At 38.0% G+C, this 20,204-nt stretch carries 17 protein-coding genes; 16 read left to right on the forward strand and 1 reads right to left on the reverse strand.

The genetic code is table 11. The features are described 5' to 3' along the window. Positions 1-15 precede the first annotated feature (15 nt). The 16 genes from AC6F8J_RS04005 to AC6F8J_RS04080 all read left to right on the forward strand — a co-directional run bounded on the left by AC6F8J_RS04005 (position 16) and on the right by AC6F8J_RS04080 (position 18,643). Positions 16-2,073 (forward strand): sigma 54-interacting transcriptional regulator, encoded by a 2,058-nt coding sequence (locus AC6F8J_RS04005; RefSeq protein WP_500721219.1) that lies wholly within the window; start codon positions 16-18, stop codon positions 2,071-2,073. A gap of 84 nt (positions 2,074-2,157) precedes the next feature. Then, positions 2,158-2,793, forward strand: a complete 636-nt coding sequence (gene dhaL / locus AC6F8J_RS04010; protein ID WP_500721221.1) for a dihydroxyacetone kinase subunit DhaL — start codon at positions 2,158-2,160, stop codon at positions 2,791-2,793. A 2-nt stretch (positions 2,794-2,795) separates the two neighbouring features. Further along, complete coding sequence (gene dhaM / locus AC6F8J_RS04015; RefSeq protein ID WP_500721223.1) at positions 2,796-3,194, forward strand: dihydroxyacetone kinase phosphoryl donor subunit DhaM; 399 nt, start codon at positions 2,796-2,798, stop codon at positions 3,192-3,194. Positions 3,195-3,226: 32 nt separating this feature from the next. After that, entirely contained in the window at positions 3,227-3,493 is a 267-nt protein-coding gene (locus AC6F8J_RS04020; RefSeq protein ID WP_500721225.1) for an HPr family phosphocarrier protein, read from the forward strand. A gap of 11 nt (positions 3,494-3,504) precedes the next feature. Then, the gene (ptsP, locus tag AC6F8J_RS04025; protein ID WP_500721227.1) at positions 3,505-5,217 is read left to right on the forward strand and encodes a phosphoenolpyruvate--protein phosphotransferase; all 1,713 of its coding nucleotides are present in this window, start codon (positions 3,505-3,507) and stop codon (positions 5,215-5,217) included. A 27-nt stretch (positions 5,218-5,244) separates the two neighbouring features. Continuing rightward, positions 5,245-6,240, forward strand: a complete 996-nt coding sequence (dhaK, locus tag AC6F8J_RS04030) for a dihydroxyacetone kinase subunit DhaK (protein WP_500721228.1) — start codon at positions 5,245-5,247, stop codon at positions 6,238-6,240. Positions 6,241-6,558: 318 nt separating this feature from the next. Next, positions 6,559-9,975 (forward strand): helicase-exonuclease subunit AddB family protein, encoded by a 3,417-nt coding sequence (locus AC6F8J_RS04035; protein ID WP_500721229.1) that lies wholly within the window; start codon positions 6,559-6,561, stop codon positions 9,973-9,975. Positions 9,976-10,062: 87 nt separating this feature from the next. Further along, positions 10,063-10,374: a hypothetical protein gene (locus AC6F8J_RS04040; protein ID WP_500721230.1), complete on the forward strand. Its 312-nt coding sequence runs from the start codon at positions 10,063-10,065 to the stop codon at positions 10,372-10,374. Positions 10,375-10,386: 12 nt separating this feature from the next. Beyond that, positions 10,387-11,448, forward strand: a complete 1,062-nt coding sequence (locus tag AC6F8J_RS04045) for a V-type ATPase subunit (RefSeq protein ID WP_500721231.1) — start codon at positions 10,387-10,389, stop codon at positions 11,446-11,448. Beyond that, positions 11,441-13,366, forward strand: coding sequence for a V-type ATPase 116kDa subunit family protein (locus AC6F8J_RS04050; protein ID WP_500721232.1), 1,926 nt, complete (start codon positions 11,441-11,443; stop codon positions 13,364-13,366). The genes AC6F8J_RS04045 and AC6F8J_RS04050 overlap by 8 nt, the downstream gene beginning before the upstream one ends. 37 nt (positions 13,367-13,403) lie before the next feature. Continuing rightward, positions 13,404-13,832 (forward strand): ATP synthase subunit C, encoded by a 429-nt coding sequence (locus tag AC6F8J_RS04055; RefSeq protein ID WP_275841632.1) that lies wholly within the window; start codon positions 13,404-13,406, stop codon positions 13,830-13,832. 79 nt (positions 13,833-13,911) lie between these two features. Then, positions 13,912-14,220: a V-type ATP synthase subunit F gene (locus AC6F8J_RS04060; protein WP_500721234.1), complete on the forward strand. Its 309-nt coding sequence runs from the start codon at positions 13,912-13,914 to the stop codon at positions 14,218-14,220. A gap of 11 nt (positions 14,221-14,231) precedes the next feature. After that, on the forward strand, positions 14,232-14,828 hold the full coding sequence (locus AC6F8J_RS04065; RefSeq protein ID WP_500721236.1) for a V-type ATP synthase subunit E family protein: 597 nt from the start codon (positions 14,232-14,234) through the stop codon (positions 14,826-14,828). Positions 14,829-14,841: 13 nt separating this feature from the next. Then, positions 14,842-16,632, forward strand: coding sequence for a V-type ATP synthase subunit A (locus AC6F8J_RS04070; RefSeq protein ID WP_500721237.1), 1,791 nt, complete (start codon positions 14,842-14,844; stop codon positions 16,630-16,632). Further along, a complete protein-coding gene (locus tag AC6F8J_RS04075; protein ID WP_500721239.1) occupies positions 16,629-18,017 on the forward strand; it encodes a V-type ATP synthase subunit B in 1,389 nt (462 codons plus the stop codon). Before AC6F8J_RS04070 ends, AC6F8J_RS04075 begins: the two co-directional genes overlap by 4 nt. Positions 18,018-18,031: 14 nt before the next feature. After that, positions 18,032-18,643 (forward strand): V-type ATP synthase subunit D, encoded by a 612-nt coding sequence (locus AC6F8J_RS04080; protein WP_500721240.1) that lies wholly within the window; start codon positions 18,032-18,034, stop codon positions 18,641-18,643. Positions 18,644-18,739: 96 nt separating this feature from the next. Here AC6F8J_RS04080 and pyk read toward each other — a convergent pair whose 3' ends face one another. Next, the gene (pyk, locus tag AC6F8J_RS04085) at positions 18,740-20,158 is read right to left on the reverse strand and encodes a pyruvate kinase (RefSeq protein ID WP_500721241.1); all 1,419 of its coding nucleotides are present in this window, start codon (positions 20,156-20,158) and stop codon (positions 18,740-18,742) included. Positions 20,159-20,204: the final 46 nt, after the last annotated feature.

Consider the following 20,204-nt stretch of genomic DNA (forward strand, 5'->3'; position numbering starts at 1 on the left):
GATAAGGGGCAAAAAATGAATTCAACCAGTGTAATGAGAAAAGTGATGATTAAGCATAAAAAAGGTCTACATGCAAGAGTGGCCGCGATGATTGTTCAAAAAGCTGTAGAGTTACAAAATGACTATGGGGTAATTTTTAAGGTGCAAAAAGGTGCCTTTAAAGAAGTGCCATTAACCAGTATATTATTACTAATTTCCATGAAAATTAAAGCGGGAGAAGAAATAGAGATATTAACAATTGGTAATGAAGCAAAAGAAGCATCAGAAAAAATGGGGCTTTATTTGGAAAGTGATTTTGACTATGATCAGACTTCAATGAACAGCATCGACAACCTATTGCAGGACAATATTCTAACAGCTGAGAATATATTTAACAATATTGGAAATGGCTTATTGGTCATAGATGAGAATGATATTGTAACACTTTTTAATGCTGAAGCAGAAAGACTTTTTGGTATAAGGTCCGATCAAATTATAGGTAAGAACATCAAGGCGGTCATGCCGGAATCAGAACTACCGGAAGTTGCGAAAACCAAAAAATCAAAAATCGGATATACTCAAAACAGAGGTAAGTATACCATTGTAACCAATACGACACCTTTGATTGTGGAAAATGAGGCTAGGGGCGCCGTTAGTATCTTTGAAGATATATCAAAACTGGTTAAGATTTCATGGCAACTTAAGGAAATTAAAGAGTTAAAGGAGAAATATCAGCTTATTTTAGAATCAGTACAAGATGGCATTTGCGTTTTTGACCATAAAGGAAAAATAACTTATATCAATGCTGCCTATTGCCAAATCGTTGGAAAAAGCATCAAGGAACTTATTGGTAAGAATATTTATGACTTGTCACCGAATGGAGACAGAGTTAAGGTTTTAGAAACAAGACAGCCCATATTAGGTGGGATAAGTGAAAAAGAAAACGGTGTTACGATTGTGGCAAATATTAACCCCTTAATTGTTGACGGGCAGCTACGGGGTGGTATCTCTACCATCAAAGACATTACTCAATTACAAGATTTGATGGAAAAACTGAATCAGATTTCGGCAAAGGCAGATTATCTTCAAGAAGAACTGATTAGAACCAAAAGGCTTGGGCCGGCTTTTGATCGAATTATTGGTGTCAGTGGCAAAATTTATGACTCAATGGCCATTGCGGCAAAAGCATCGCTTAGTAACTACACGGTATTAATTAGAGGTGAGAGTGGTACCGGTAAGGAGTTGATTGCAGAAGCTATCCATTATTCAAGTGTTAGAGACAAAGAGCCATTCATTAGGGTTAATTGCGGTGCAATACCACCCACACTACTTGAAAGCGAGTTATTCGGACATGAAAAGGGCGCTTTTACAAGTGCAGTAAAAACCAAATTAGGTCGCTTTGAGTTAGCCCATAAAGGTACAATTTTCCTTGATGAAATTGGTGAGTTAGACAAAAGTATGCAAGTAAAACTGCTCAGAGTGGTTCAGAACAAAGAATTTCAAAGAGTCGGTGGAGAAAAAACAATAAAAGTAGATGTGCGCATTGTAGCAGCCACCAATCAGAATCTAGAAGAGCTTCTCAAAACAGGTGATTTCAGAGAAGACCTTTACTACAGGTTGAATGTAATTCCTATATGGTTACCACCCCTTAGAGAAAGAAAAGAAGACATACCTGTGCTTGTTGAATATTTTGCAGAAAAAATATGTAAGGATTTGGAAAGAAGTAACATAACCATTGAAAAAGAAGGGATGCGTGCCCTGATTCAATATGATTGGCCAGGTAATGTACGAGAACTAGAAAACATCATGGAGAGAACCATCATATTACTAGATGGTGATGTGATTAGACTTACGAACATACCCTCCTATGTTATAGGAAATCGCCAAGAAAACATGAAGAAACCAGCGGGTGTTTCAATAATGGAACTGGATGATGATTTAACTTTTAAAGAGTATGAAGAAATAATTATTAAGAAAGCCCTTAAAAGACATGGTAGCTACAACAAAGCAGGTAAAGCATTAGGACTTACACATAATACCGTTGCAGCGAAAGTCAGAAAGTATAATATTCGTTTTAATGAGACATCTGATTGAACTGGCACAGATATTGCTAATACTAAATTAGAGTTGTTATAGAAACTGGAAAACAGCTAAGAAGAAAAAATGGAGGAATCTATTATGGCAGCAACAGTAAGCAGTTTTATAAGTGCAATCAATGATTCAATTACAAGCAACAAAGTTTTTCTAACAGATTTAGATGGGGTAATAGGGGATGCAGATCATGGCATTAATATGACCCGTGGATTTAATGCCGTTGTGCTGAAGGTGACAGAGGAAGATAGTGATGTAGGTGCGACCCTTAAGAAAGTAGGTATGACTCTGATTTCTACGGTTGGAGGTGCTTCCGGACCATTATATGGTACAGCTTTTATGAAAGCTGGCGGTGAAGCTGTTGGAAAGACAGCATTAGATGGCGAAACAATTAGTAAGATGTGGTTGGCAGCACTTGAGGGCATAAAGGCAAGAGGTAAGGCAACTCTTGGTGAAAAGACGATGATTGATGCAATAGAACCGGCTATGGAGGCGTTTAATAAAGCCATGGGCGAAGGCGCAACGATTGAAGAAGGTCTTGATAAAGCCATTGAAGCGGCAGAGATCGGTATAGAGTATACGAAGACCATTCGTGCTACAAAAGGACGAGCAAGTTATCTAGGTGATCGTAGTATTGGTCATCAAGATCCTGGGGCAACCTCTTTTACTATTATATTGAAAACAATAACCGATCATTATAAGAAAGAAGTATTGGGGGTATAAAGATGGTAGGCATAGTGGTTGTATCCCATAGTAAAAAAGTGGCAGAAGGCATCGTAGAGTTATCTATGCAAATGGCAGGAGTCAATCAAAAAATAATTGCCGCAGGTGGTATGGAAAATGGAGAAATAGGAACAGATGCTGTTAGAATAGCAACCGCAGTCAAGGAAGCGGAAACAGGAAAAGGGGTTGTTATATTAGTGGATCTAGGTAGTGCTGTTATTAGTTCTAATCTAGCCATTGAGTTCCTTGAAGAAGAAGGCTTGAACATAGATGTTCGCATAGCAGACGGACCGGTACTTGAAGGTGCAGTTAGCGCATCAGTACAAGCCTACATCGGAGGAACGATAGACGAAGTCGTATCAGCGGCAGAACTTGCAAGAGATGTACTCAAACTACAGTAGAATTACAAATAAGACAACGAGGAGGTGCTAAAGTGAAAGAAGTTGTTTATATGATTGTAAACCGTTTGGGTATTCATGCAAGACCGGCTGCAGAGATTGCAAAAATAGCATCTAAATTCGATTGTGATGTTACACTAATGGGTAATAATAAACAGGCTAATGCCAAAAGCTTACTTATGATTATGGCCTTGGGTATTAAAAACGATCAAGAAGTAACCATAGCTGTAAATGGACCGGATGAAGACAAGGCTATAGAAGCCTTGGATATCCTGATTACAAATAATTTTTATGAGGATTAGAGGTGTAAATAATGGAATATCAAGGTAAGGCTGTTGTTGAAGGCATCGGCATGGGTAAAGTACAATTACTACTATCTGCTTTTGATCATGAACTTGAAACATACGAAAAAGAAAGTCAAGAAGCGGAGAGAAAAAAACTTCAAAAAGCCATTGAAGGTGCTCTTGAACAAATAGACAAAATATTGGATCAAGCTAGAAATAGCACCAATAAGGACCAGATTGCCATTATGGAAGCGCATGTGCTCATGATGCATGATCCGATGCTACAAGATACGGTTGATCGATGTATTGAAGATGGTTTGTCGGCACCGGAAGCTACTTTAAAGGCGACGGACGAGGTAGCAGCTATTCTAGGAAGCTTGGAAGACCCCTATATTAGAGAACGTGCAGCGGATGTTAAAGATATAGGAAAAAGAATCATTCGGGTGCTCCTTGGGATTCCTGATCCTAAGCTGGATGGACATAATATCATATTATGTGGTGAGGACATTGAACCATCGGTGATTGCGAACTTATCATCCGATCAAGTGGTCGGTATTGTTATGGGCAGTGGCAGCGCTACTTCACATTCGGTTATTATCGCCAAGTCAAAAGGTATTGTTACAATAGTAGGCATTGGAGACATGATTAGCGAACTGAAAAATGATGCAACAGCCATTGTAGATGGTTACGAAGGCAAGTTGATTGTAAATCCGGATAAAGGAATAGTCAGCAAGTATGAAGAAGCATTGAAGATTGAAGAAGAGAAGCGTATATATTATCTGAGCCTAAAAGACCTTCCGGCAATTACAATGTCTGGTCAGGAAATTACCTTGGCAACCAACATAGGAAATCCTAAGGACATTGATGATGCTCTAAAATATGGTGGCAAAGGCGTTGGACTTTTCAGAACTGAATTTGTTTTCATGGGTAAAAAGAAAATGCCAACAGAGGAAGAACAATTTGAAGCTTATCGCTATGTTGTTGAAAGATCAGAGGGTCATCTATGCGTCGTTAGAACAATGGATATAGGCGGCGATAAACCTTTAAGTTACCTAGACATTGGCAAAGAAGAAAACCCTTTCTTAGGATGGCGAGCGATTCGTATATGCTTAGAGAGAATGGACATATTCTTAACACAGATCAAAGCGATTCTTAGAGCTTCAGCTTATGGGAAACTAGCCATTATGTTACCTATGATTATCGGTTATGAAGAAGTAATAGCCGCAAAATCGTTAATTGAAGAAGCCAAGACCATGTTAGAGAGTCAAGGTCAAGCCTATGATAAAAATATTGAAATTGGCATCATGATAGAGACCCCAGCAGCGGTAATCATGTCCGAGGAACTGGCACAAGAGATGGATTTCTTTAGCATTGGTACCAATGATTTGGTTCAATATACCCTTGCGGTAGATAGAGGTAATCAAAAAATCAGTCACTTATATGATCATTTCAATCCGGCTGTACTTAGATCTATCAAAAAAGTGATTGACGGGGCACATAAGCATGGAAAATGGGTTGGTGTATGTGGTGAAATGGCTGGTGATCCTTTGGCGACGAAGCTTTTAGTTGAAATGGGTGTTGATGAGCTGAGTATGAGTGGACCATCCATACCCAAAATCAAAGAAATAATACGAAAAATGGATGATAAAGAAAACATTGTAGAAGAAGTACTTAAACAAAAAGAAGTAAAAAAAATCAGGCAACTATTAGCTGGCACAGTTCTTGCTAATAACATAAAGTGATACCATTAATCAAAAGGAGGATGAAAAATGAAAAAAATTATCAACAATCCAGACAATGTAGTAGATGAAATGCTCAACGGGATTATCGCAGCACATCCAAGCTACGTAAAGAGAGTAGAAGGGTTTGAAGTATTGGTAAGAGCCAATGCACCACAACCTAAAGTTGCCTTGGTTAGTGGCGGAGGCAGTGGTCATGAGCCTTCACATGGCGGCTTTGTTGGAAAAGGCATGTTAGATGGTGCAGTTGCAGGAGCCGTATTTACATCACCTACACCAGACCAAGTTTATGAAGCAATCAAAGCAGTAGATGGTGGTAAAGGTGTCCTACTGGTTGTCAAAAATTACACTGGGGATGTAATGAACTTTGAAATGGCAGCAGAGATGGCAGCAGAAGAAGGCATCACCGTTGAACACGTCGTTGTTAACGATGACGTAGCCGTAGAAGATAGTACCTGGACAACAGGTAGAAGAGGTATTGCAGGAACTTTATTGATTCATAAGATTGCAGGCGCAAAAGCTGAAGCAGGTGGCGACCTTCAAGAAGTTAAGCGCATAGCAGAGAAAGTTATTGCGAATGTAAAATCAATGGGTATGGCACTTACCACATGTACAGTACCGGCAGCTGGGAAACCTAGTTTCGTTCTTGGTGATGATGAAGTAGAAATCGGTATGGGTATCCATGGCGAGCCAGGTACACACAGAGAAACCTTACGTTCTGCAAACGAAACAGTTGACCATTTACTTGGTAAAGTATTAGAAGACTTAAGTCTTGATAAGGATGATGAAGTTGCTGTAATGGTTAACGGCTTAGGCGGAACACCCATTATGGAACTTTATGTTGCGAACTTAAGAGTAGCAGAAGTATTAGCAGAAAAAGGTATTCGTATTGCTAAGACCTATGTAGGTAACTATATGACTTCTTTAGACATGGCTGGTTTTTCAGTTACAGTATTAAAATTAGATGCTGAGCTTAAAGATCTATTATTTGCACCTGCAGATACACCAGCACTTGTTCAGAACTAAGATATTTATATAATAATTAAACTTTGGTTAAAGGGTCAAAACTAAGTTTCACTAAGTCAAATAGGTCTCTAAGCGGATAAAATGCTTAGAGATCTTTTTTCTGTTTTCATTAGGGGTAGCATAAAAACCCTTTAAAAGCATGCTCATGTTGATTGTTACTAAAAAAAACAACTTTGTTCAAAAAATAATGTATATATTTAACGAGGTAAATTTGAGGAAATTGCTTTATAATCTATATTAGAAGACTATTGTTTAAGAACTATATAGATGTTTATGATTTTTTGTGATAAATGACAGAGCAGATTGGGGTGATGCATTTTGGGCGTTCGAATTGTTATGAATAAGCCGGGCAGTGGTAAAACGGATAAATTGTATAAAGAAATCATAGAGGCTTCCATAGCGTTGCCGACAGATGAAACCATTTTACTCATTGTACCTGAGCAAGCCACGTTGAATGTTCAACATGATATGATAAGGGCCCATCCCAATCATTGTATTACCAATATAGAGGTGCTTAGTTTTGGAAGGCTTTCTTATAGAATGGTGGACGAACTCGGCGTTGCGGGTAAAGCTTTGCTCTCAGATGTTGGAAAGACCATGATGATCCGTAAGATTATTGATACTTCAAAAGCAGATTACCCTTTTTTAAGTCAACACATTCAGAAAAAAGGCTATGTAAATGAGTTGCGTGATTTGATGTCAGAATTCTCAAGGTATGGCATATCAGAAGGTGACTTTGAAAGTATCGTAGATCAAACGGATGTGGAGATCCTTAAAATCAAACTAAGAGACTGTGGAAAACTCTATAATACCTACAAAGAACAATTGCTTGCTAATTATTTAAGTGGTGAAACCCTTTTTGAACGTCTGGTAGAGATTGCTCATGAGAGTCAGTGGTTAAAAAAAGCCACCATCATGATAGATGGGTTCTATGGTTTTACACCGATACAATATCTTTTAATAGAAAAACTTATGTATACCGCGAAGGAATTGACCCTAACCCTAACCGGTGAAGCTTCTGTTCTTAAGGGAAAACCTTTAGACGAGAGCCATCTATACTATGAGAGTTATTATACCTATCATGGGTTGCTGCAAAAGATTCATGAGCAAAGGATTCCTGATTATACAGAAGAAGAATGGATAGAAGAACCAGTGGGTGATGTGAATTTCATCCAGCATTTAAGAGAAAACCTCTATCAGTATCCATATGATGCGCTTGAGGCGGGCCCGAAAGGGTTGCATTTGGCCTATGCTTCATCGATGAAAAAAGAAGTGGCTTATTTAAGAGACAGCATACTCAAGTTGGTTATGGAAAAAGACTATACTTATAATGATATAGGGGTGCTGGCCGGTGATTTAAACCGTTATGAACGCCTCATCAATGAAATGCTTCCAGAGGCCGGTATCCCAATCTATTTTGACAAGAAAAAGCCCTTTGCATCCAATGACGCGGTGATTTTTGTTATGTCCATTATTAAAGTGTTCAAAAGCAATTTTAGTTATGAGGCGATTTTTGAATATCTAAAATCGGACTATGTGGATTATGACCAGAATATATTAGATCATTTGGAAAACTATGTTATCCGTTACGGTATCAGAGGTGTATCAGCTTGGTCAAAAGAATGGGTCTATAAAGTCCCGGATATTCACAAGAAAAAAGAGACGCCACAAGCCATCCAGCTCTTATCAGTCATCAATGACTTAAGGAAAGAAATTATTTCTCCCTTTTTGACGGTCAAACATTCTAAAAAACAAAGGGTCAAAGATCACTTACTGCATATCTATGAGATACTACGTCATCACGGAGTAGAATCAAAAATCCAGAACAAGGCAGACGACTATATGTCGACGTATCATTATGATGAAGCAAGGACTTATAACCAAGTCTACAAAGTATTAATGACATTATTTGATCAATTGGCTTTGATGTCCACTGAAGAAAAGGTGGATGATGGGACGTTCTATAATCTAATGGAAGCGGGCATTGAACAACTTGAACTTGGCCTTGTGCCGCCTAGGATGGATCAGGTGATTATCGGGAATCTGACAAGAAGTCGAATGCCGCGTAAAAAAGCTATTTTTGCTATCGGTTTAAACGAAGGTGTTGTACCCATGTTGAAAGAAGGATCAGGGTTATTAACAGACCGTGAAAGAGAATGGATGGTGGAAAAAGGGATAAAATTAGCGCCAACGACCATAAAGAACCTATACCGAGAACAGTTCTATATCTATATGGCCTTGTTAAATACAAGTAAGAGGCTGTACTTAAGTTATACCCTTATGAATGAGGAAGGTAAAGCAACCAGGCCATCTCATTTAATCCATATGGTTAAGAAGATATGTCCTCTAGTTAAGCATTATAATATAGATCAACTTTATAAAAATAAGATCGTCTTCAATAGACCAAGTGTGGTTTATAAGCAGTTGTTGCAGAAACTACAAAAAGACAAAGACATCAATATAAATAGTGATATCGAATTCATACTAACCTGGTTTAGAAATGAACCAGCGTGGTACTCAAGGCTGGAAATGGCTCTTAGAGGTCGCAAGGATCATTTGTTAGAAGATCATTTATCAGATCATCATAGATTGTACGGAAAAACACTGAAGAACAGTGTGTCTCGGCTTGAACAGTTTTCCAAGTGTCCTTTTGCCCACTTTGTTACTTATGGCTTAAAGGCTCATGAAAGAGAAGCTTATGAGATTACCATGCCTCAGCTAGGATTAATATTTCATAAGGTCATCGAGTTGATATCTAAGCGTGTTCAAAAGCGACAATTATCATGGTCAGAAGTCACAGAAGCAATGCGAAAAGAATGGATTGAAGAATTTGTAATGAATCTTGTAGGTGAAGAGACCCAAAGGGTATTTTTTGATTCTAATAGAAACATCTTTTTATTGAACCGTCTAAAGAGAATCTTGAATCGATCCATATGGGCCATTGCGTATCAAATCAGCCAAGGTGACTTTAGACCACAGTTTACAGAATGGCATTTTGACGGCGCTGATTATGATGTGAACAGCTTAAATCTAGAATTGGACCACAGTAGAAAAATGATATTAAGAGGTACAATCGATAGGATAGACAGCTATTCGAATGATAGCTATACCTATATAACGATTATTGATTATAAATCTTCCAGTCAGGATTTGGATTTTGGTGATATTTATCATGGGCTTCAATTGCAACTTCTGGTGTATCTAAATGCCGCACTTCAGGTGCAAGAAAAGGCATCGGATAAGAAAATCATACCGGCCGGTTTATTTTATTTTAAGATAGATGATCCCTTTATTGCTTCTACTGCAGAATTAGATGAAGCACATATTGAAGATGAACTGCTAGAATCTATGAAGCTAAAAGGCGTCGCTTTAAATGATACGGAAGTTATAACAAAGCTGGACAATTTATTTGTTAAAGCATCCAAAGTCATACCGGTGTCGAAAAATAAGGATGGTCAGCTATCTAAGGTATCAAAAGTCTTGGAACTAGAGGATTTCGATACACTATGTGGCTATGTACGAGAAGAAACCCAAAGAATTGGCAATGAAATTATAAAAGGCAATATTGAAGTGAAACCCTATAAAAAAGGGGAAGTAAGTGCTTGTGACTATTGTAAATATGGGGGTATATGCCGATTTGATGAAAAGATGCCGAACTTTGAATACCGGCGAACGGACAAAGAACAGGATAAAGAATATCTTGAAATGATGAAAAATCATTGGCAACAGGATTAGTTCAGTGTTACACTATACTATAGGGCAATTTTATAATCAACTGAAATGGGCGTCAAAATTGCAGTTGAATGAAATGAGGTATCAAATATGGAAGATGTCATTAGGAGAATTATTGATATTGAGGAAAAGGCACAAGCATTAATGAAACACACTTTGCAAGAGAAGGAAGCACTTATAAAAAGCTATGGAGAAAAAACAGTCGCCTTGGAAAAAAGGATCCTTGAAGAAGCCGATACTAAAATTGTGCAAATCAGAAAAAAAGAACTAAGTGACAGTACCAATGAGAGAAAAGAAGCAGAAAAACAATGTGACATGAAAATAATGGCCATAGAAGAAAAAATCAAAAAGAACAAAGAAGCATGGATTTCTGATTTGGTCAATCAAGTCTTAAGTAAGTAGGTAGGTTAAGTTATGCTAAATGCTTTTAAATATGCACATCTAACAACTAAAATCAGAGCTATGCAAGGCAAGATGCTGAAAGATGAGGATTTTGTAAATCTACTTAGAATGCAGTCTGTTAAGGAAATAGCAAATTATTTGAAAAACAATACGTATTATAAACAGAATTTTGAGGAGATGGACAATCAAGACATACATCGTGGGCAGCTAGAGATTATGCTTAACCGTGCATTGATTCACGATGCCCTCAAAATAGCGAAATTCTTAAAAGGGAAAGAAAAATCTATTTATAGGTTTGTATATCGAAAGCAAGAAATAGAGGACCTAAAAAAAATGCTGCGAGCCCTACATATGGGTAAATCTCTAGATAAAATAGATCGAAAAACCCTTTTTATTAGCCATCATAGCAATATTGATTTTAATACGGCTCTAAAGGCAAATACCATTCGTGAGTTAATAGATACCTTGGCAGACACCAATTTTTACCCGATTCTATCTCCTTTGCTCATCGAAGACAATAAAATCAATCTGTTTGCAGCTGAAATGGCCCTTGATTTGTATTATTATAATCAAGTTCATGATCAAATTCACAAAAAAATATCTGGAAAAGATTATGAGATTATGCATATGAGCTTTGGCTTGGATGCAGATTTTAGGAATATGATGTGGATTTATCGAAGCAAGCAATTTTATAATCTTAGAAAAGAGATTATTTACAGTTATATTATACCAAATGGGCATAAGTTGAAAAAACAAGATATTATCAAATTAGTTGAGGTAGATACCGGCCAAGAAGTCTTAAGACTTCTGAAAGCAGGGCCTTATGGAGAGATTGTTGACTTTGATAGTGGTCATTGGGACAATAGCTTTAATAAATATTATGGCAACAAACAGCTTAGACAGATACGGCAATTACCGTTTACCATTGCCCCAATTATTGGTTATATTTTTATCAAAGAAATTGAGATTTTGAATCTGACAACAATCATAGAAGGTGTAAGATACAAAGTTGATCCGAAAAAGGTTGAGACATACTTAGCACGACAGAGTAAGGGAGTGGGGAATTATGATTGAGAAAATGCATTTTGTAAATATTGTCGGACCGCTTAAATCATTTGATACATTCGTGATTCAAAGCTTTTTACCACATGAGATTCAGTTGGAAAATGCTTACAATATACTTCATTCAGTTAAAGGATTGTTTAAATTTGACGATGAGAACCCTTATCAGAAACTTGAAGAAAAAGTAAATAAATTGGGTGAGGTAGCGGATGTTGTATTTGAATATGACGATACAGCGCCAGTGGGTATTATGCCGGTACACATGTTAGAGCCGGAGATTGAAGGCTATGAAAGGCAGATTGAAACCATTAAGCATATCAGTAGCTCTTTAAAAGAAGATTTGGAATACAAAATTCAACTTAGAAACCAGATTCTACCCATACAGAATTTGGATGTTAAGGTCAATGAACTGTTTGATTTTGACTATATGAAATTCAGATTTGGATCCATGGCAATAGATAACTTTAAAAAGCTTCAGGATTACATTGAAGCCATGGATGTTATTGCGTTTGAAGTTTCAAGAACAGACAAACTGGTCTACCTGTTTTACTTTACACCAAGAACAAAAAAATTCAATATAGACAGTCTTTTTGCATCTTTATATTTCACCAGAATTCGACTGTCAAATGACATTAAAGGTTACCCAAAACAAACTTTAGAAAAATTAAATGAAGAGATTGAAGAACTTACTATACGGATTGAAGAGTTAGACCAACAATCAAAATCTTATATTCAAAAACATATCAAACGCATTCAAGAGCTCTATACATATGTGGCCCAGCTTAACGGGACCTTTGACGTTAGGACCATGGCGGTAAGGTCTAAAGATGCCTTTTATATGACAGGTTGGGTGGCAGATAGTGAGCTAGTTGCCTTTAAAGAGAAAATGGATGCTTTTCCAAGTGTTACATGTGTTTTTGAGGACGATGATACGAATAAAAACTCAAGACCACCAACCAAACTTAGAAACAATTGGTTCTTTAAACCCTTTGAACCGGTTGTAAAGATGTATGGCACACCCTCATACAATGAATTTGACCCTACAGTATTTGTGGCTATAACTTATATGCTCATGTTTGGGGGTATGTTTGGTGATGTGGGACAGGGTTTGGTGATTAGCCTTATTGGATATCTGCTTTATCGTAGGTCTCAAAATGCATTAGGACAGGTTATGATATTTTTAGGTGGTGCTTCAGTGTTTTTTGGTTTCATTTATGGATCCTTCTTTGGAGATGACCATCTTCTGGGAAATCTGCTTAATTACAAACCCATTAACAGTATGGAAAATATGATGGAAATGTTAGGCAGTGCCATTGTTTTAGGTGTGGTGTTGATTCTGATAGTAATGCTTATTAATATTCGTAATGCTTATAAGCAGAAAAATATAGCGAAAATGCTATTTGATCGTAATGGTGTAGCCGGTTTGATTTTTTATCTTGCGGTACTTGGAATAACCTTATCTATAGTCTTGAATGTAAATGTGCATCCCTTAGTGGTCATATTATTCGTGGTTGCCCCTTTGGTCCTAATATTTCTGGCGCATCCTTTGGACAATTGGATTCGGAAGAAAGAATATATTTTCCCCCAGGACAAGGGAAGCTATATTATTGAGGCAGTATTTGAACTCGTAGAAACCTTATTGGCCTTTTTGAGCAACACCATTTCATTTATGCGTGTTGGGGCTTTTGCATTAAACCATGTCGGATTTTTCCTTGTATTTAAGATTTTATCTGAAATGGTATCAAAAACAGACAATTCCATCAATGGCGTTCTGGTAATGATTTTTGGTAATATACTGATTCTAGGACTTGAAGGCTTAATTGTTGGAATACAAGGCATCAGACTTGAATATTACGAATTATTTAGCCGTTTTTTCGAAGGTGAAGGAACGGAATTTAAACCATTTACCATAAAAAAGATCATAAAATAATCGCAACCAGCTGGATTTGAAAAATGGAGGAATCAAGATGAGTTTTATTTTAACCATGGCATTAATTCTGGTACTATCAACAGTAGTTGTAGGTATATGGAGTATACGAAGGAGCATTAAGCAGTCTCATGCGAAAGCATATATTGGCATTAATCTTACGACGTTTTTTGTACTTATGATTGGCGCGACAATATTTATTTTTAGTGGACCGGAGTCGATGGCTGCGACAGAAGACTTGGCGGTAGCCATCGCGTCACAAGAAGGACTTAAGTTTATTGCAGCAGCTCTATCAACAGGTCTTGCATCCATTGGTGCGGGTATTGCAGTTGCCATATCCGGATCAGCAGCCATTGGAGCAATTTCAGAAGATCCTAAGTTACTGGGAAAAACCGTTATATTTGTAGGTCTAGCAGAAGGAATTGCAATTTACGGATTGATTATCTCAATTATGATTCTTGGAAATTAAGGAAGTCTTTCTCGCCGTGAACAATTTGCTTTGCAAAACGAAGCGTAGCTTCTTTGTTTAACTCTAGGAGGTGCTTGTTATGAAGATGTTTTTAATTAGCGATAATATCGATACAAAAACCGGCATGCGTCTGGCAGGTGTATCAGGTGTTGTTGTACATAAAAAAGAAGAAGTTATTGAGGTTTTTAAAGATACGTTAAAAAATCCGGAAGTAGATATTGTACTAATGACTGAAAAAATAGCATTGCTAATACCGGAGATGATTGATGATGTAAGATTGAACTATCAGACCCCTTTGATTGTCGAAATCCCTGACAGACACGGTTCTGAACGCAAATCAGATTCAATAACCCGATATGTACGGGATGCTCTTGGACTCAAGATATAAGGTGGTATAAGATGAGTAAAGTAGATGAAAAACTTGCACGCTTTTCCAATGATATAATGTCCGATCTTGGAGAAGAGCGAAATATGATATTAAAAGACGTTGAAGAAAGAGAAAAGAAAGCCTATGAGACAAAGGAACTTGAATTGTTGACCCAGGCTTATGAGAAAATACAGTTAGCCCTTCTGAAAATTGATAAGGAAAAAAACGAGTTGATGTCTAAAACTTTGGTAGAAAATAGAACGCGTTTGTTTCATAAACGTCTGGAATTGATAGATGATATTTTTAACCAAGCAGTGGAACGACTACAGACTTTTGCAAAATCAGAGGCTTATATGCCACATTTGCTTCGCCTGATTGAAGAAGGTAGACATATCCTAGGTGTAGGCAATTTGGAAGTCTTTTTGAATTACAGTGATCATTCAATTAAAGATCAGGTTAGTGAAGTGACTGGATTAAAGGTAGTTCTAGAATCTAAACATGTTAATTTGGTCGGAGGATGTAAAATATACAATAGAACCAGCCAAAAGGTTATAGATTATTCCTTTGCCAATGAATTGGAAGCATTGCGAGAAGATTTCTTGCACAAATGTAATTTGGAAGTGGGATAAGGGGGTGGCGATTGTGACTGAACAAGGTAGAATTGCCGGTATCAATGGACCGGTTATTACCATTAGAGATAGCAAAAAATATCAGATGCTTGAAATGATATTCGTAGGACGCCTGAAACTTATTGGTGAAGTTATTAATATTGAAGGGCAAGACGTGACTGCTCAAGTCTATGAGTCGACAACAGGTCTTGGAATTGGAGAGCCTGTATATTCAACTGGAGAGCCCATGTCACTTGAGCTTGGACCAGGTATTGTAGGCGGCGTTTTTGACGGTATACAAAGACCTTTGACCACTATAAATGACAAATCAGGTACTTTCATTGGTCGCGGATTAGAAGTAGTAGCGCTTGATCGAGATATAAAGTGGCAGGTTGAGATACCTGTCAAAGTAGGAGATCAACTTAAAAGCGGCGATATTTATGCCTTAGTTCAAGAAACTGAACTTGTCATGCATAAAGTTATGGTTGGACCCAATCAATCTGGTGAGGTCATCGAAGTTGTAAATGATGGTGCGTATACCATTGATCAAACGATTGTAAAAATCATGGACAAGTATGAGGATATTATTGAATTGAAGCTGTATCAAAAATGGCCAGTTAGACAACCAAGACCTTTTAGTTCACGCAAACCTTTATCTAAGCCACTCATAACTGGTCAACGGATTATAGATAGCCTTTTTCCAATAGCAAAAGGTGGTGCAGCGGCAATTCCAGGTGGGTTTGGCACAGGTAAAACCATGACCCAACATCAATTGGCAAAGTGGAGCGATGCGGATATCATTGTCTATATCGGCTGTGGTGAAAGGGGCAATGAGATCACTGAAGTATTAGAAGATTTCCCCAAGCTTATTGACCCTAAGTCGGGTAGACCTTTGATGGAAAGAACGATACTTATTGCTAATACATCAAACATGCCCGTTGCAGCCCGCGAAGCATCCATATACACAGGGATTACCATTGCCGAGTACTATAGAGATATGGGCTACCATGTAGCCATTATGGCGGATTCTACGTCAAGATGGGCGGAGGCATTAAGAGAAATCTCAGGGCGATTGGAAGAAATGCCAGCAGAAGAAGGCTTTCCCTCTTATCTCCCCTCAAGGCTTTCGCAGTTTTATGAACGTGCTGGCTATGTGGAGACATTAAACGGTCAAGAAGGATCCGTTAGTATTATTGGTGCGGTTTCACCTCAAGGTGGGGACTTTTCAGAGCCGGTAACCCAAAACACCAAACGATTTATTCGATGTTTTTGGGCCCTTGATCGCCAACTGGCTTATTCAAGGCACTATCCTGCCATTCACTGGTTAAATTCTTATAGTGAGTATATGGAAGGGATGGCACCTTGGTATCTAGAGAATGTGTCAGAAGACTTTTTGTCAATTCGGCAGGAAGTTATGGCATTGTTACAAGAGGAAAGTAAGCTGATGGATATTGTTAAGTTGATTGGCGCTGATATTTTACCAGAGGAGCAAAAGTTAATCCTTGAGATGTGCTCCGTATTAAGGCTTGGCTTTTTACAACAAAATGCCTTTCATGAGGTGGATACCTATGTACCCTTAGGCAAACAAAAAGAAATGATGAGAGTTACACTCTATACTTATGAGAAATCCAAGGAATTGTTGGAATTCGGCATACCGGTTTCTCAAATGCGTAAAACAGGTATCTATGAAGAATTGATAAAAATCAAATACACGGTTGGCAATGATAACTTGGATGCCTTCGAGCCGATTTTTGCCCGTGTTGACAAAATATTTACAACACTTCGAGAGAGTTACAAAAGTTTTGAAAGGGTGAAGAACGGATGAGTATTGAATACTTAGGTGTAAGAGACATAACCGGATCCATCATAATCTTAGAAGGTGTAAAGGATGCAATGTTTGAAGAAATGGTTGAAATCACCCTAGATAATGGTGAAATGAGGCATGGCCGTGTTATAGAGTTGCTAGAAGATGTGGCGGTTGTTCAGGTTTTTGAAGGTACCACAGGTATGTCTAGTTCTAATACTAGAACCAGATTTACTGGTAAGCCCCTAAAAATACCATTATCTAAAGAGATTCTAGGTAGAAAAATGAACGGTCTTGGAAAACCTATTGATGGTTTAGGCAAGCTTTTTGCAGATGTGCGGTGGGATATTAATGGTGATCCAATTAATCCCATAGCAAGAAAATACCCGAGAAATTATATTCAGACAGGCATATCTGCTATCGATGGTTTAACAACATTGATACGAGGCCAGAAGTTACCGATTTTTTCAGGCAATGGTTTGCCTCATGATGCGCTGGCGGTTCAAATCGTTAACCAGGCGCAGCTTTCAGCAGAAAATGAAGATGAAGAAAACTTTGCGATTGTATTTGCAGCCATGGGTGTGAAAAATGATGTGGCGGATTATTTTACCCAGTGTTTTAACAGCAGTGGTGTAATGGAGAAAGTCGTGACCTTTATGAATCTGGCCAACGATCCTGTAGTTGAAAGAATTGTAACACCAAGATGTGCATTAACGGCAGCTGAGTATCTTGCCTTTGAGCACAATATGCATGTACTAGTTATTTTGACCGATATGACATCTTATTGTGAAGCCCTTAGAGAAATTTCATCTTCAAAAGGTGAGATACCCAGTCGAAAAGGTTTCCCAGGCTATATGTATAGTGATTTGGCCTCTCTTTATGAGCGTGCAGGGATGTTAAAGGACAGAACAGGTTCTATTACTCAGGTACCAATCTTGACCATGCCTAATGATGATATTACTCACCCTATACCGGATTTGACTGGTTACATAACAGAAGGTCAAGTGGTACTGGATCGAAGCTTACATCAAAAAGGCATCTACCCACCGATTATTGTATTGCCATCCTTATCAAGGCTGATGAAAGATGGTATAGGGGAAGGCTATACAAGAGCCGATCATCCTCAAGTAGCGAATCAGCTTTTTGCATCCTATGCTAAGGTTCAAGAAGTTAAAGCTTTGGCATCGGTTATCGGTGAAGATGAACTGACAGAAATAGATCAGAAATATATGGCCTTTGGTCGAGCTTTTGAAAATGGATTCGTAGCCCAAAGATTTGATGAGGAACGCGTAATGGAAGCAACCTTAGACATCGGTTGGAACTTACTTGGTATGCTTCCTAAAGAAGAATTGACTAGGCTAGATGATAATATTTTGAATAAGTATTACAAGGCAACGTCAGAATAAGGAAGTGAGTCATCATGGACAGTACGTTATTTCCAACAAAAGGTAATTTAATACTAGCTAAGAATACACTATCCCTCTCAAGGCAAGGCTATGATCTTTTAGAACAGAAAAGAAATATCCTTGTAAGAGAGGTCATGCTCTTGATAGATGAAGCTAGAGAAATTCAGAGTGTTATCAGTAGCACTTTTGCCAACGCGTACGCCGCCCTTCAAGAAGCCAATCTCACCATTGGCATTAATACAGTGGAACAGATAGGTGAAGCCATTGAAGAGGAGACTGGTATAGAAATTAAAGTACGCTCGATTATGGGTGTTGAAATGCCTGTCATTAAAGAATTGTCAACAGATTTGGAGCCTCAATATGGCTTTGCTAGAACCAATTCATCTCTTGATGAAGCATTTTCCATGTTCGCTAAGGTGAAAAATCTGACGGTACAACTGGCAGAAGTGGAGAATGCCATTTATAGGTTAGCCTCTAACATAAAAAAAACGCAAAAAAGATCCAATGCTTTAAAAAACATTATGATTCCTAGATATGAATCGATAACAAAAAATATTGTAAATGATCTTGAAGAAAAAGAACGGGAAGAATTCACTAGACTCAAGATGATCAAAAAAAGAGGTTAGTAATAAAGCATTATATAATTGACTTATATAAAAGGCTTATTGCAGAGACAGTTCGAAAGACACTGAATCTGCAACAAGCCTTTATGTTTTTATTTATTACTCCACTTCCATGACTTTCATCAGATTTGTATTCCCCTTTGTGTTAAGAGGTATACCTGCTGTAATGACGACGGTATCTCCATTTTTGGCAAATCCCAAACTTTTGGCATGTTCAATGGATTTATAGAACAAGATATCGGAAGAATTTTCTGCTTTCATAATAATCGGTATAACACCCCATAGCATGTTAAGTTGCCGTTGTGTAATAGGGTTAATGGTGGGTGCGATAATCGGTGATTCCGGTCGGAACATGGAAATGAGTCGAGCGGTTTTGCCACTATAAGTAGGACAAATAATTGCCGCTGCACTTAGATTCATAGCGGTGGTACAGGTCGCATAGCTCACAGCGTTGGTGACGCTTTTATCAAGAACTTCTGTGATTCTTTTGTATACAGCTTCATAGTCCGCAGTTTCCTCAGAAGCTTCAGCAATTTTACGCATGATTTTAATGGATTCAACAGGGTATGAGCCTGCTGCGGTTTCACCAGACAACATAATGACATCTGTACCGTCTAAGATGGCATTAGCAACATCAGATACTTCTGCTCGAGTTGGTCGAGGGTTAACAATCATAGAATCTAACATCTGGGTAGCGGTTATAACCGGTATGCCTGCAGCATTACATTTATGAATGATTTTCTTTTGAATTTGTGGGATGTATTCAGCAGGTGTCTCGACACCCAAGTCACCTCTTGCAACCATGATGCCATTGGAGACTTCAATGATTTCATCGATATTATCCACACCTGTTTGACTTTCGATTTTTGAGATGATATGAACATGTTCACCACCATTTTGATCCAACAAAGCACGAATTTCTTCTACATCTCTTTTACTACGAATGAAAGAAGCTGCTAAATAGTCAATGCCTTCTTTTATGCCGAAGATAATATCATTTGCATCGGCTTCAGTTAGAGCTGGTAGCTTGACATCAACGCCAGGTACATTAATGCCTTTTCTATTTTTAACCCTACCACCATTTTTGACAACGCAGATAATATCTGTATCTTCAATTTCGGTTACCTCAATTTCTATAAGCCCGTCATCAATTAATATGCTGCTTCCAAGTTTAACATCTTTATAAAGATGTTCGTATGTGATACAGAATTTCTCGGCGGTTCCCTCGAAGTCACCAATACAAAGACGGATTACTTTACCGGCAAATAAATCAACACCACCATCTTTAAAAGTCTTAGTACGTATTTCAGGGCCACGGGTGTCCATAAGGATTGCGATGGGATAGTTAAGTTGTTCTCGGACTTCTTTTATGAGATTAATGTTCTTCAAAAGGTATTCTTGATTACCATGGGATAAATTAAGACGTGCTACATTTAATCCGTTATTAATTAGTGCGGTCAGTGTTTCCTTGTTATCACTGGCAGGACCCAAGGTACATATAATTTTAGTTTTATTCATGAGAAGGGTTCTCCTATCATAGATCTATTCTGGTTGATACATCATA

It is taken from the genome of Petrocella sp., assembly GCF_059865615.1.